The organism is Bradyrhizobium sp. T-12, assembly GCF_058314695.1.
This window is the reverse complement of the sequence record NZ_CM177756.1, coordinates 3452381-3465892: the sequence shown is the minus strand read 5'-3', so window position 1 is coordinate 3465892 and position 13512 is coordinate 3452381. Positions and strand designations below refer to the sequence as shown.

The following is a 13512-nucleotide window of genomic DNA, read 5'->3' as shown; positions in this document are numbered from 1 at the left end:
TGATGGGGATTGTTGATGCAGGACGGTAGCTATCGCCCTGCATGGCCCCCCTGCTTTATTGCGAACGCGGCACCTGCGGACCGGTCGGAGCCGGCGCCTGCTGCTGCTCGTCGGCCTTCTTGAGCGAATCCAGGATGCCGCCCGAGGTCGGCGGCGCGATTGGCGAGCCGCCGGCCGGTTGGCCCTGCGACGCCGGCGTGCCGATGATCGACGACGGCGCGCGGCTGTAGCCGGCGTGCCAGGACAGGAACATGCTCGTGAGGAAGAAGCCCGCGGCGAGGATCGCGGTGGTCCGCGTCAACAGGTTCGCGGTGCCCCGGCTCGACATGAAGCCCGCGCCGCCCCCCATGCCGAGGCCGCCGCCTTCCGACTTCTGGAGCAGGACGGCGCCGATCATGACGGCGACGATCATGAGGTGAATGACGATGACAACGGTCTGCATAGTGCCCTTCCGTCACAAGCGGGCGGCGCCTGACGGCGGCCGATCGCGCTTCGCGGGTTTTCCTGAAGTTGCGCGGTGTTACACGATCGGAGGGGGCATTGCCACCCCCGATCGGCTCCGAACCAACGGTTTGAATGAGTTAGGGGCAGCCCTTGGCAATCGCAAGGAAATCGGCCGCCTTCAGGCTGGCGCCGCCGACCAGTGCCCCGTTGACGTTCTTCACGGCCATCAATTCGGCCGCGTTCGAGGGCTTGACCGAGCCGCCGTAGAGAATGCGCATCCGGCTACCCTCGGCCTTGAACTTGGCGGTCAGGAGTTCCCGGATAAACCCATGAATCTGCTCGACATCCTGGGACGTGGGGGTGAGGCCGGTGCCGATCGCCCAGACCGGCTCATAGGCTACGATGAGATTCGCGGCGGTCGAGCCATCGGGAAGCGAGCCAGCGAGCTGCCCGCGCAGAATGTCCAGGGTCTGGCCGGCGTCGCGCTGGCCCTGCGTCTCGCCGATGCAGACGATCGCGGTCGCGCCGGCGCGCCAGGCCGCTTCCGCCTTCTGGCGGATCAGGCCATCGCCCTCGCCATGGTCGGCGCGGCGCTCGGAATGGCCGACAATGATGGCGCCGGCCCCGGCATCCACCAGCATTTCGGCAGAGACATCGCCGGTATGGGCTCCGGAGACCTTGGGATGGCAATCCTGGGCCCCGACCGCGACCGTCTTACCACGCGCCTTCTCGGCAAAGGCTGCGATCAGGGTGACCGGCGGGCAGACCAGCAGATCGGCTTTTGCGGCCACATCTGCCGCGCCGGTGAGCATGGCGTCGAACTCGGCAGCCTGGGCCTTCAGGCCGTTCATTTTCCAATTGCCGGCGATCAGGGGGCGGATGGCGTCGGTCATGTCAACTTCCAGCAAAATGAGGTTTGCGCATGCGCTAGCAGAGCTGCCGCGGCAGTTCCAGAGACCAGAGGCCTTTAACCGCAGTCTCCAGCGGTCACTGGGCCTGAGGTTGCGGGGGGAAAGCCGCCACTTTATGATGATTGATCAATTTGGTGACGCGCTTTTGCGGAATCTGCATTAAGACGCGCTCCCGTTCCCCTCCTGCTCAGACAAGTTGGACCAAATGCTTCGAGGAATGCGCAAGGCCTCATCAAACTGGCTCGGCAAGACCATTATGGCCGTGGTGATGGGCGTGTTGATCATCAGTTTCGGCATTTGGGGCATCGCCGATATCTTCAAGGGCTTCGGGCAGTCCACGGTGGCCAAGATCGGCCGCACCGAGATTTCGCTGAACGAGTTCCGCCAGATCTATACCGACCGCCTGCAGCAGATCAGCCGCCAGTTCGGCCGTCCGCTGACGCCGGACCAGGCCCGCGCCTTCGGCCTCGACCGCCAGGTGCTGCAGCAGACCATCGCGGAAGCGGCCCTCGACGAGGAGGCGCGCCGGCTCGGGCTTGGTCAGTCCGATGACCAGATCCGCCAAGTCATCATGAACGACCCCAACTTCAAGGGCGTCGGCGGCAATTTCGATGCGAACCGCTTCCAGGCCATGATCCGCAATTTCGGCTATACCGAGCAGCGCTACGTCGCCGAGCAGCGCAAGGTGTCGCTGCGCCGGCAGATCACCGGCACGATCGGGGCCGGCCTCGAGCCGCCGAAGGCCATGATCGACGCGCTGACGCGCTTCCAGAACGAGCAGCGCGCCATTGAATTCGTCAGGCTCGACGCTGCCCAGGCAGGCCAGATCGACGCGCCTTCGCCCGAGGCGCTCGCGGCCTATTTCGAGGATCACAAGGTCCAGTTCCGCGCGCCCGAATATCGCAAGATCTCCTTCGTGGTGGTCTCGCCGGAGGAAATCGGAAAATGGAGCGAAGTCTCGGACGAGGACGCCAAGAAGGTGTTCGAGCAGCGCAAGGACCGGCTCGGCACGCCGGAGAAGCGCCAGATCCAGCAGATCGTCTTCCCCAACGCAGCTGAAGCGCAGGCCGCCCGGGAGCGCCTTGTGGGCGGCATGTCGTTCGAGGACCTCGGCAAGGAGCGCGGACTGAGCGCCTCCGACGTCGATCTTGGCCTCGTCACCAAATCCTCGCTGGATGCTGTGGTCGGCGAAGCCGCCTTCGCGCTTCCCGCCGGCGAGATCAGCCAGCCGATCCAGGGCGCGCTCGGCACGTCCATCGTCAAGGTCGACAAGATCGAGCCGGGTGCCGAGGCCGACTATGCGAAGCTTGCCGGCGACATCAAGCGCGAGATCGCGACCGAGCGCGCGCGCGTCAAGGTCAACGATCTCCGCGACAAGATGGAAGACGAGCGTGGCGGCGGCGCCAGCGTGATCGACGCAGCGCAGAAGCTCGGCCTCACCGCCGTAACCATCGATGCCGTCGACCGCTCCGGCCGCGCCCCGGACGGCCAGCAGGTCGCCAACATCCCGCAGGGCCTCGACGTGGTGTCGCAGGCCTTCAACACCGATGTCGGCGTCGACAACGACTCGATCTCGTTCAAGGGCGGCTATGTCTGGTACGACGTGCTCGCCATCACGCCCTCCCGCGACCGCAATCTCGACGAGGTCCGCGACCAGGTCGAGGCGCGCTGGCGCCAGGACCAGATCGCGACCAAGCTCAAGGCCAAGGCGACCGAGATGGTGCAGAAGCTCGAAGCGGGCGGCAAGCTCGCCGATGAAGCCTCCGCCATCGGCGCCAAGGTCGAGACCGCGACCGGCTTCAAGCGCGACGATACGCCCGCCAGCGTGCCTGCAGCGGTCGTCGCCGCCGCCTTCCGCGCCGCCAAGGATGGCGTCGGACAGACGCCGGTGACCGGGGGCACCGAGGTCATCGTCTTCCGCGTCACCGACATCGTCGATCCCGCGGTCGACGTTGCCTCCGACGCGGTCAAGAAGCTGAAGGAGAGCCTCGACCGCGCCCAGACCGAGGAGCAGGTCGCCTCCTACGTCAACAAGCTTGAAACCGACATCGGGACCACCATTAATCAGGCCGCCTTCGCGCAGGTGACCGGCGCGAACCAGCAGTAAGTTGAAAGCACGCGATGGACGACCTGAAATCGATCATTGGAAAAGTGGCGACCGGCGCCAGCCTGTCGCGTGACGAGGCCGCCTCCGCCTTCGACGCCATGATGAGTGGCGAGGCCACGCCCTCGCAAATGGGCGGCCTGTTGATGGCGCTCAGGGTGCGCGGCGAAACCGTGGACGAGATCACCGGCGCGGTGTCGGCGATGCGCTCCAAGATGCTGACCGTGACGGCACCGCCTGATGCCGTCGACATCGTCGGCACCGGCGGCGACGGCTCCGGCTCGGTCAACGTCTCGACCTGCGCCTCCTTCATCGTGTCAGGGGCCGGCGTGCCCGTGGCCAAGCACGGCAACCGCGCCCTGTCGTCGCGCTCGGGCGCCGCCGACGTGCTGGCTTCGCTCGGCGTCAAGATCGACCTCAGGCCCGATCAGGTCGGCCGCTGCGTGCGCGAATGCGGCATCGGCTTCATGTTCGCTCCCGCCCACCATCCCGCCATGAAGAACGTCGGCCCGACCCGGGTCGAGCTTGCGACGCGCACGATCTTCAATCTGCTCGGCCCTCTCTCCAATCCGGCCGGCGTGAAGCGGCAGATGGTCGGCGTATTCTCCCGGCAATGGGTGCAGCCGCTGGCGCAGGTGCTGAAGAACCTCGGCTCCGAATCCGCCTGGGTGGTGCACGGCTCCGATGGTCTCGACGAGATCACCCTCACCGGCCCGACTTTCGTGTCCACGCTGCACAATGGCGAGATCCGGAATTTCGAAGTGACGCCGGAAGATGCCGGCCTGCCGCGTTGCGACGCGGGCGCGCTGAGGGGCGGTGACGCCGATGCCAATGCGATCGCACTGCAAAGCGTGCTCGACGGCAAGCCGAGTGCCTACCGCGATGTCGCCCTGATGAACGCCGCGGCCGCGTTGATCGTCGCCGGCCGCGCCAAGGACCTCAAGGAAGGCGTCGCGATCGGCATGAAGTCGATCGACAGCGGCGCGGCCAACGCGAAGCTGAAGCACCTGATCGCGATCTCGAACGGCTGAGCCTGACATGTCGGACATCCTGACCAAGATCGAAGCCTACAAGCGCGAGGAGATCGCAGCCGCCAAGCGCGCGCAGCCGCTCGCGGCGGTCGAGGCGCAGGCCAAGGCGCAAGGGGCCCCGCGCGGCTTCGTGCGCGCGATCAAGGCCAAGCACGTCCATGGCGACTACGCGCTGATCGCGGAGGTGAAGAAGGCTTCCCCGTCCAAGGGCCTGATCCGCGCGGATTTCGATCCGCCGGCCCTCGGGAAAGCCTATGAGGCAGGCGGCGCGGCTTGTTTGTCGGTGCTGACGGACACGCCCTCGTTCCAGGGCCATCTCGACTTCATGGTGGCGGCGCGCGCGGCAACATCGCTGCCGGTGCTGCGCAAGGATTTCATGTTCGACACCTACCAGGTGGTCGAGGCCCGCGCGCACGGCGCCGATTGCATCCTGATCATCATGGCGGCACTCGATGATGCCACCGCCCGGGATCTCGAAGACGCCGCGATGGCCTACGGCATGGACGTGCTGATCGAGATCCACGACCGCGCCGAGCTCGACCGGGCGCTGAAACTTCGTTCGCCGATGATCGGCGTCAACAACCGCAATCTCCGCACTTTCGAAACCACGCTCGCGACCAGCGAGGCCCTGGCGCCGCTGATTCCTGCGGACCGGCTGATGGTCGGCGAAAGCGGCATCTTCACGCCGGCTGATCTCGCCCGGCTCGAGCGCGTGGGCATGTCGACCTTCCTGGTCGGCGAGAGCCTGATGCGGCAGGCCGACGTGACCGCGGCCACGCGCACGCTGCTCGCGCGCGAAGGCGCAACGCGCGCCACGGGTACGCGCTGACATGGCGCGCAAAAATATGGCGCGCAAGCCGTCCAAGAAGGCCGTCCCCGCCCTTACCCATATCGGCGCCTCCGGCGAGGCCCGCATGGTCGACGTGTCGGACAAGCCGGCGACCGAGCGGCTCGCGGTCGCGGAAGGCCGCGTCATCATGACCAAGGCGACGCTCGATCTCATCGTGTCAGGCAACGCCAAGAAGGGCGACGTGCTGGGCACCGCCCGCATCGCCGGCATCATGGCCGCCAAACGCACCTCGGAGCTGATCCCGCTCTGCCATCCGCTGGCGCTGTCAAAGGTCATCGTCGACATCGAGCCCGACGCAAAGCTGCCGGGCTGTGTGGTACGCGCCAGCGTCAAAGTGACGGGACCGACCGGCGTCGAGATGGAGGCCCTCACCGCGGTGTCCGTCGCCTGCCTCACCATCTACGACATGATCAAGGCGGTCGAGCGCGGCGTGCGTATCGAAGGCATTCACCTCGTCGAGAAGCTCGGCGGCAAATCCGGCCACTACCGCGCCTGATCGCGCGGTCCGGTCTATTTCGCCTCGCGCTGCCGCTCGCGATAGGCGCGCGTCTTCATTCGGTTGCCGCACAGCGTCGACATGCACCAGCGCCGCGTCGACGGTTTCGACCGGTCGAAGAACACCCGGCGGCATTCCTCCGACGCGCACATCTTCAGCCGGTCCAGCGTTCCCACGAGCGCTGCATCATGAAGCTCGATCGCGATGGCCGACAGGCCGGCGAGCGCATCCTCGCGCGCAGCCGACAGCGTTGCGCCACGGCCTGCGCGCGCCTCCACCCGCAACGGAAACGGCGCGAGCGCGTCATTGAGCGCGCCGAGAACGCTTTTGTTCCGGAGCCGCTCGCTCGGCTCACATTGCAGATAGGCACGCAAAGCGCCCCGCAGCTTTAGCGCAAGCTCGAACATCGCGGGCGTGACGCGACCGCCCTCGACGCCGAGGCCGCGTTCCCGCATCCAGTCCGCCAGCTCCTTCGGCCCGCCAAGCTCATCGCTCTCCGGATGTTCAACGCCGAAATGCGTGAAGTGACGAACATCGAGCGTGTTGGCGAAGTCGTAGAGGTTCGCGAGCTCGTCTGGAACCTGGAATTTGCGTGACTCTTTCGACATCGGAACACCCGGAAATAGACACCAGTAAAACAGATTTACCGGTTGACGGCAAGCGACACCAGTATAATGATTATGATGGTGCTTACAGAGTCGCTTGGGGATCGTGTCCCTCTGCGATCTCATCACTGGAGAACCGCGCCGTGACCGACGCCCTGCACTATCTTGAACTCACTGCGCTCGCCGCGCGGCTCGAGGCGCGCGAAATCTCTGCGCTGGAGGTGACGCGCGCGCAACTCGACCGCATCGACGCCATCGACCGCGACCTCGGTAGTTACGTCCACGTGATGGCGGAAACGGCCGTCACGGAAGCGAAAGCCGCGGACGCCGAGATCGCCCAGGGCCGGTATCGAGGCCCGCTGCATGGCGTGCCGATTGCTCTCAAGGATCTGCTCTGGACCAAGGGCATTCCGACGGCAGCGGGCACCACGCTTCATCGCGACTTCCGTCCCGATGAGGACGCAACCGTCGTGCGCCGGCTGAAGGACGCCGGCGCCGTGATCCTCGGCAAGGTGCAACTCACCGAAGGCGCCTATGCCGACCACCATCCGCGGGTGAAGCCGCCGAAGAATCCCTGGAATGCGAGTTACTGGCCGGGTATCTCGTCGAGCGGCTCCGCGGTCGCCACAGCCGCCGGGCTTTGCTACGGCTCGCTCGGCTCCGATACCGGCGGCTCGATCCGCTGGCCCTGCGCCGCCAACGGCTTGACCGGACTGAAGCCGAGCTGGGGCCGCGTCAGCCGCCACGGAGCGTTCGAGCTCGCCGCAACGCTCGACCATATCGGACCGATCGGCCGCAGCGCGGCCGACGCCGGCGCGCTGCTCGGCGCCATCGCCGGACAGGACCCGAACGACCCGACGTCGCTGTTCGATCCGGTGCCCGACTATCTGGCTGCGGCTGCACGGGACATGCGGGGATTGCGGATCGGCGTCGATGCCGCCTGGAACAGCGACGACGTCGACATCACGACACAGCATGTGTTGGCGGACGCCATCGATGCTTTCCGCACGCTTGGCGCCGACATCGTCGATGTCCGATTTCCCGACGTCGTGCAGGCGATCGCCGATTGGACGCCGAATTGTGCGGTGGAAGCCGCGGTCGCGCACGAGGCGACCTATCCTGCCCACCGGGACGAGTATGGTCCGATCCTCGCCTCCGTAATCGAGGCGGGGCGCGCGCTCTCCGCCCTCGACTATCAGAAGATCCTGCTGCGCCGGCTGGCGTTTCGCGGCCGGGTGACCGCGCTGTTCGAGACCATCGACCTCCTGCTGACCCCGGTGCAGCCATTCCCGCCACTGACGCTCGCCATGATTCAGACACTCGGCGAGCAGCCGGACCTGATCGCAAAGCTGCAGCGCTACACCTGCCCGTTCGACATGACCGGCCATCCCACGATCACGCTGCCAGGTGGTGCGTCGGCGGACGGACTGCCCATCGCGTTCCAGTTGGTCGCCGCCCGTCTCGACGAAGCCACGCTCGTGCGTGCCGGCGCCGCGTTCCAGCGGGCGACGTCCTGGCACCGCCGCCGTCCTTCCCTCATTTCGCGGAGGCCGCAATGACCATTCAATCCACGATCGCCCGGCAAGGCATTTTCCATGGCTGGTTCGTCGTCGCGGCAGCCTTTGCCGTCACGTTCGTCGGCTTCGGCTCCGCCTACACGTTCAGCGCGTTTCTGGAGCCGCTCCAGCGCGACTTCGGCGCCTCGCGCGGTTCGATCTCGCTGGTGTTTTCGATTGCGGGCTTTCTGTATTTCGCGCTCGGACTCGTCAGCGGCCCCCTCGCCGACCGGCTCGGTTCGCGTTCGCTGGCCGTCGCCGGCATGATCCTGGTCGCGGTCGGACTTGCGGCCGCGAGCGCTGCACGCTCCCTGGTCGAGGTCTATCTCGCCTATGGGCTCGGCATCGGCCTCGGCGTCGGTTGCGCCTATGTTCCGGCCATCGGCGCGGTACAACGCTGGTTTGTGAGGCGCCGCGGCTTTGCCTCCGGGCTCGCGGTGAGCGGCATCGGGATCGGCACGCTTGCGATGCCGCCGCTCGCCTCATTGCTGATCGCATCGATGGGTTGGCGCGGCGCCTATATGGTGCTGGGCGCGATCGTGCTGGTGCTGGGTGGCGGGATGTCCCTGCTCATAGAGAACGATCCGAAGGACCGTGGCCTCGGACCCGATGGCGATCCGCCCCGCGATGCCGCGGCTGCAAACAACGCCGGCGGCGCATCGGTGCGCGAGGCCGTCCGGTCGACGCGATTCGCCGGCCTCTATGTGTCGTGCCTGGTTTGCTCGTTCGGCGCCTTCATCCCGTTCGTCCATCTCGTGCCTTACGCACGCGACCACGGGGTCGCGGCGTCCTCCGCGGTGCTGCTGCTCGGCGTGATCGGCGCCGGCAGCACCGCGGGCCGCTTCTTTCTCGGCGCGCTGGCCGACCGGATGGGCCGGGACCGCTCGCTGATCATGGTCCTGATCGGAATGGCGTTCGCGATGGTGATCTGGGCGATTGCCGCTGACGTCTGGACCCTCGCCGCTTTTGCCTTCGTCTATGGCGCGTTCTACGGCGGATGGGTCGCGGTGCTGCCCTCTGTGGTCATGGACTATTTCGGCGGACGCAACGTCAGTGGAATCATCGGCATCCTCTACACCAGCGTGGCGTTCGGCACGCTTGTCGGTCCGAGTGCGGCCGGTTTCGCCTACGACGTCAACCACAGCTACGTGTTGCCGATCCTGGTCAGCGCCGCCGCCAACGTCATCGCGGCGCTGGTCGTGGCGGCGATACTGGCGCGCAATGGCCCTCCGCGGATCAGCGCAATGAAGCGCTGATGGCGGTGAACTTGGCGTTGAGCTTGGTGCCCAGGCCATTCACGACGGTGATGATCGCAAGCGCGATGCCGGCGGCGATCAGCCCGTATTCGATCGCGGTCGCACCACGCTCGTCGGCAATGAAGCTCTTCACAATGCTCGTCATGATCGCGTCCCTCTCTGTTGTCGGTGGCTGACGAATTCGCAAATCACGTGCCAATACGCTTTCGAGCCCTGCCAACACGTTAGATGGTTAAGCCCTGGTTGATCGCGGCGCGGCCGGCAGGAACTGACCGGCATTGCGGATGCGGGCGGCAATTCCTGCCCGGTCCTCGCGCCCAGCGCATCGATTGCTTTTATGCGCGGCCGTTCACATCGCATTAACCGAGCTTCCTAACTTCGCCTCCATACCGTTCCCGTAAACCCACGGATGCTTTCGGGGCCAAGAATTGACCCCGACGTGTGCACGGCAATGACCCAGCATGATGACGAGATTCGGCAGTCGCCTCTTTGACCAGGCCTTCGTGCGAAGCGGACCGATCCGCTGGCTGGTGGTGGGCGGCACGCTGCTGATCGCGGCCATCGCCGTAGGCTCCGTCCTGATGGCGCAGAATTTCCGCGAACGGGCGCTGCGCAACGCGGGCCGCGAGCTGGAAAATACCGTGCTGCTGCTCGCCCATCATTTCGATCAGCAATTGCAGGATTTTGCGGTCATCCAGCGAGACTTCGTCGATCACGCGCGTACGATCGGCATTGCCAGCGTTGCAGACTTCCGCACGCGCCTCTCTGGTCAGGGCGTCCACCAGATGCTGCGCTCGAAGATCGATGCACTGCCCTATATCGGCGGCGTCAACATCATTGATGCCGACGGCAATCTGATCAATTCGTCGACGGCGTGGCCGGTCCCAAAGGTCAACATGGCCGACCGCGCCTATTTTCGCACTTTCAAGTACGACCCCAATTCGCCTGAAGTCCTGATCGAGCCGCTGCACAGCCGCATCTCGGGTGCCTGGACCGTCCTGATCGTGCGCAAGATCGTCGGGCCCAACGGCGAGTTCCTGGGTGTCGTCGGACGCGGCATCGAGCCCGCCAACTTCGAGAAGTTCTTCGCCACCGTCGCGCTCGGCGAAAGCGCGACGATCTCGATGCTGCATCGGGACGGCACGCTGCTCGCCCGTTGTCCGCACTCGGGCGAATTGATGGGACGAAACTTCAAGACCGGTTCGTTCGAACAACAGAGGGTTTTCGGGCTTGACCACTTCGCCGGCCGTTTCACCAGCCCGATCGACGGCGAAGACCGGCTGATTTCCTCGCGCGCACTGCCCCATTTCCCGATCCTGATGATGGCGACCACGACGCGTGCGGCGGCCCTGAGCGACTGGCGCGAGCAGATCGGCATGCTGATCTCGGTCGCCGCCGCCTCCGCGCTCGCCATCGCAGGCGTGCTGATCGCGGTCGTGCGCAAGCTGCTGGAGCAACACCGCGCCTCGCGCCAGCGGCTGACGCTGGAGAAGCAGCGGCTCGACCGCGCCGTCAACAACATGACGCAGGGTCTCTTGCTGTTCGACGCCGAGCGGCGGCTGGTGGTCTGCAACCAGCGCTACATCGAAATGTACGGATTGTCGGCCGAGATCGTGAAGCCCGGCTGCAGTTTCCACGACATCATCGCCCATCGCAAGGCAACCGGCTCGTTCACGGGCGACGTCGACCGCTATGTCGCGCGCGTGCTGAAGGGCATCCACGCACGCAACTCCATGGTGGTCGACACCTCCGATGGCCGCTCGATCCACATCCTCAACGAGCCGCTGGCGGACGGCGGCTGGGTGGCGACCCATGAGGACATCACCGAGCGCCGCCGCATCGAGGAACGCATCACCCACCTCGCCCATTACGACGCGCTGACCGATCTGCCCAACCGCACAATGTTCCACGAGCATCTGCGCGAGGAGCTCGCCGCCGTCGGCAACGGCGAAGAGATCGCGGTGCATTACATCGACATCGACGAATTCAAGGGCGTCAACGACGCGCTCGGCCACCTCGTCGGCGACGATCTGTTGAAATCGGTTGCCACGAGCCTGCGTCGCTGTGCGGGCCCGGCGGATTTCGTCGCGCGGCTCGGCGGCGATGAATTCGCCATCGTCCAGAGCGCAGTGACGTCGCGTGATCAGGTCGATGAGCTGGTCGCACGCGTGTTCGCGGCCATCCGCGCGCCGTTCGACTGCATGGGGCATCATCTCACCACCGACGCCAGCATCGGCATCGCACTCGCGCCGGAGCACGGCACGGCGCTCGACCAGATCCTCAAGAACGCGGACATGGCGATGTACGCCGCCAAGTCGGCCGGACGCCGTACCTATCGCTTCTTCGAGCCGGAGATGGATGCCAAGGTGCGCGAGCGCCGCCTGCTCGAGAGCGACCTTCGCCATGCCATCGCCGAAGGGGGTCTCGAAGTCTACTACCAGCCCTGCCTCAGCCTGAAGGATGATCGCATCACCGGCTGCGAGGCCCTGGTGCGCTGGCGCCATCCCGAGCGCGGCATGGTTTCGCCGGCGGAGTTCATCCCGATCGCCGAAGACACAGGCCTGATCAACGAGATCGGCGAATGGGTGCTGGCGACCGCCTGCCGGGACGCTGCGAACTGGCCCGACGACATCCGCCTCGCGGTCAACGTCTCTCCGGTGCAATTCAAGAGCGGCACGCTGGCGCTGAAGATCATGGCGGCGCTCGCTGCTTCGAACCTGCCGGCAAGCCGTCTGGAACTCGAGATCACCGAGGCGGTGCTGATCCGCGACGACGATGCCGCGCTCACGATCCTGCACCAGCTCCGTGCCATCGGCGTGCGCATCGCGCTCGACGATTTCGGCACCGGCTACTCCTCGCTGAGCTATCTGCACCGCTTCCCGTTCGACAAGATCAAGATCGACCGCTGCTTCGTCGACGACATCGCCGGTCCCGACGGCTCCGCCAGCATCGTCCAGGCCGTCGTCAATCTGGCGGCGGCGCGCCGCATGACCACCACGGCCGAGGGCGTCGAGACCGAGGAGCAGCAGCGCCTGCTGCGTGCGCTCGGTTGCTCGGAAATGCAGGGCTATCTGTTCAGCGCCGCCAAGCCCGCCGACAAGGTGCTGGAGCTGTTCGCGCTGCATCGCAGCCGGCTCGCCCAGCGCGAAGGCAACGGCGGCCGCCGCCGCGAGGCGGGTTAAAATTCGTCCGTCCCGTCAGGCTTGACGATCACGACCCGGCCAAAGTATTTCCCGACATGCAGCTGCCGAGACGGCGCTGCCGTAGGCGTTACCGTCATCCAACGCGTCCTTTGTCGAGAGGATCCCAGCAGGGAGTTCTCGATTCACGAGACGCCACGGTCATGCCATCACTTTTCCTGTCAGCGGATGCTCACCCGTTCAAGACGCTTAGGCAGGCGCGCACGCGCCGTGCTGCCGGCCGTCTTGCCGGATCGCTCGCCATGAGGATTCGCGAGGTTGCCGTGGCCTTTCCCAACCGAAAGGCGACCCCATGAAGATGACTGGCAATACGATCCTCGTCACCGGCGGCACCAGCGGCATCGGCCGCGCGCTGGCCGAGGCTTTTCACGATCGCGGCAATCGCGTCATCGTCACCGGCCGGCGGCCGGCCCTGCTCGAGCAGATCGCGGCCGAGCGGCCTGGCGTGATCGGCCTGCCGCTCGACCTCGACGATCCCGCGTCGCTGTCGCGCTTGTCGGCCGATATTCAGGCAGGCTTTCCCGGGCTCAACGTTCTGATCGCCAATGCCGGCATCTCGCGGCCGGAGGACCTGGCGGCGGAAGGCTGGGATGCCTCGGATGCGGAAGCCATCGTCGAGACCAACATTCTCGGTGTGCTGCGCGCTACGGCGGCGTTCCTGCCGATCCTGAAGAGGCAACCGGACGCGACGATCATCGCGACCAGCTCGAACCTCGCTTTCGTGCCGCGTGCCGATTTCCCGACCTACTGCGCCAGCAAGGCGTTCCTGCACTCCTGGCTGCAGTCGCTGCGGCACCAGCTCCGCAGGATTCCCGTCGAGGTGCTGGAGCTCGCGCCGCCTTATGTGCAGACCGAGCTGACCGGGGCGCAGCAGGCCAGCGACGCGCGCGCCATGCCGCTGGCCGCTTACATCGCGGAGGTCATGCAATTGCTGGAGCTCCGGCTTCACCCCCGCGACGAGGTGCTGGTGGAGCGTGACCGCGCCCGCCGCTGGGCCGAGCGCGATGGCCGCTACGAGGCGACCTTTGCGGCCATGAACTCAAGCTGAGGCGACGTTCC

At 66.0% G+C, this 13512-nt stretch carries 12 protein-coding genes; 8 read left to right on the top strand and 4 right to left on the bottom strand.

The window, feature by feature from the left end; translation table 11 throughout:
* Nucleotides 1-55: 55 nt before the first annotated feature.
* Both secG and tpiA read right to left on the bottom strand, forming a co-directional pair.
* Complete coding sequence (gene secG, locus AC0WRY_RS16235; protein ID WP_028136194.1) at nucleotides 56-442, bottom strand: preprotein translocase subunit SecG; 387 nt, start codon at nucleotides 440-442, stop codon at nucleotides 56-58.
* Nucleotides 443-581: 139 nt separating this feature from the next.
* Nucleotides 582-1337, bottom strand: coding sequence for a triose-phosphate isomerase (tpiA, locus tag AC0WRY_RS16230; RefSeq protein ID WP_491123395.1), 756 nt, complete (start codon nucleotides 1335-1337; stop codon nucleotides 582-584).
* Nucleotides 1338-1560: 223 nt separating this feature from the next.
* On the opposite strand from tpiA, the gene AC0WRY_RS16225 reads away from it, so the two are divergent.
* The 4 genes from AC0WRY_RS16225 to moaC are packed head-to-tail and all read left to right on the top strand — an operon-like array spanning nucleotide 1561 to nucleotide 5836.
* Nucleotides 1561-3462 (top strand): peptidylprolyl isomerase, encoded by a 1902-nt coding sequence (locus tag AC0WRY_RS16225; RefSeq protein WP_194407930.1) that lies wholly within the window; start codon nucleotides 1561-1563, stop codon nucleotides 3460-3462.
* A 14-nt stretch (nucleotides 3463-3476) separates the two neighbouring features.
* Nucleotides 3477-4490 carry an anthranilate phosphoribosyltransferase gene (gene trpD / locus AC0WRY_RS16220; protein WP_194407929.1) on the top strand — a complete coding sequence of 338 codons (1014 nt, stop codon included), beginning with the start codon at nucleotides 3477-3479 and terminating at the stop codon, nucleotides 4488-4490.
* 7 nt (nucleotides 4491-4497) lie between these two features.
* Nucleotides 4498-5319: an indole-3-glycerol phosphate synthase TrpC gene (gene trpC / locus AC0WRY_RS16215; RefSeq protein ID WP_194407928.1), complete on the top strand. Its 822-nt coding sequence runs from the start codon at nucleotides 4498-4500 to the stop codon at nucleotides 5317-5319.
* A gap of 1 nt (nucleotide 5320) precedes the next feature.
* Nucleotides 5321-5836, top strand: a complete 516-nt coding sequence (moaC, locus tag AC0WRY_RS16210; RefSeq protein ID WP_194407927.1) for a cyclic pyranopterin monophosphate synthase MoaC — start codon at nucleotides 5321-5323, stop codon at nucleotides 5834-5836.
* 14 nt (nucleotides 5837-5850) lie between these two features.
* On the opposite strand, the gene AC0WRY_RS16205 is transcribed toward moaC, so the two are convergent.
* The gene (locus AC0WRY_RS16205; protein WP_194407926.1) at nucleotides 5851-6444 is read right to left on the bottom strand and encodes a CGNR zinc finger domain-containing protein; all 594 of its coding nucleotides are present in this window, start codon (nucleotides 6442-6444) and stop codon (nucleotides 5851-5853) included.
* Between the two features lie 140 nt (nucleotides 6445-6584).
* Between AC0WRY_RS16205 and AC0WRY_RS16200 the strand changes: the two genes are divergently transcribed.
* Together AC0WRY_RS16200 and AC0WRY_RS16195 are read left to right on the top strand one after the other, a co-directional pair.
* On the top strand, nucleotides 6585-8000 hold the full coding sequence (locus tag AC0WRY_RS16200) for an amidase (protein ID WP_194407925.1): 1416 nt from the start codon (nucleotides 6585-6587) through the stop codon (nucleotides 7998-8000).
* A complete protein-coding gene (locus tag AC0WRY_RS16195) occupies nucleotides 7997-9253 on the top strand; it encodes an MFS transporter (protein WP_194407924.1) in 1257 nt (418 codons plus the stop codon). The genes AC0WRY_RS16200 and AC0WRY_RS16195 overlap by 4 nt, the downstream gene beginning before the upstream one ends.
* Here AC0WRY_RS16195 and AC0WRY_RS16190 read toward each other — a convergent pair.
* Nucleotides 9234-9398 (bottom strand): Flp family type IVb pilin, encoded by a 165-nt coding sequence (locus AC0WRY_RS16190; protein WP_491123394.1) that lies wholly within the window; start codon nucleotides 9396-9398, stop codon nucleotides 9234-9236. The two genes, AC0WRY_RS16195 and AC0WRY_RS16190, sit on opposite strands and share 20 nt — an antisense overlap.
* Before the next feature lie 316 nt (nucleotides 9399-9714).
* Here AC0WRY_RS16190 and AC0WRY_RS16185 point away from each other — a divergent pair, with 316 nt between their 5' ends.
* Complete coding sequence (locus tag AC0WRY_RS16185; protein WP_491123393.1) at nucleotides 9715-12435, top strand: bifunctional diguanylate cyclase/phosphodiesterase; 2721 nt, start codon at nucleotides 9715-9717, stop codon at nucleotides 12433-12435.
* A 310-nt stretch (nucleotides 12436-12745) separates the two neighbouring features.
* Nucleotides 12746-13501, top strand: a complete 756-nt coding sequence (locus AC0WRY_RS16180) for an SDR family oxidoreductase (RefSeq protein ID WP_491123392.1) — start codon at nucleotides 12746-12748, stop codon at nucleotides 13499-13501.
* The last annotated feature ends 11 nt before the right edge of the window (nucleotides 13502-13512 follow it).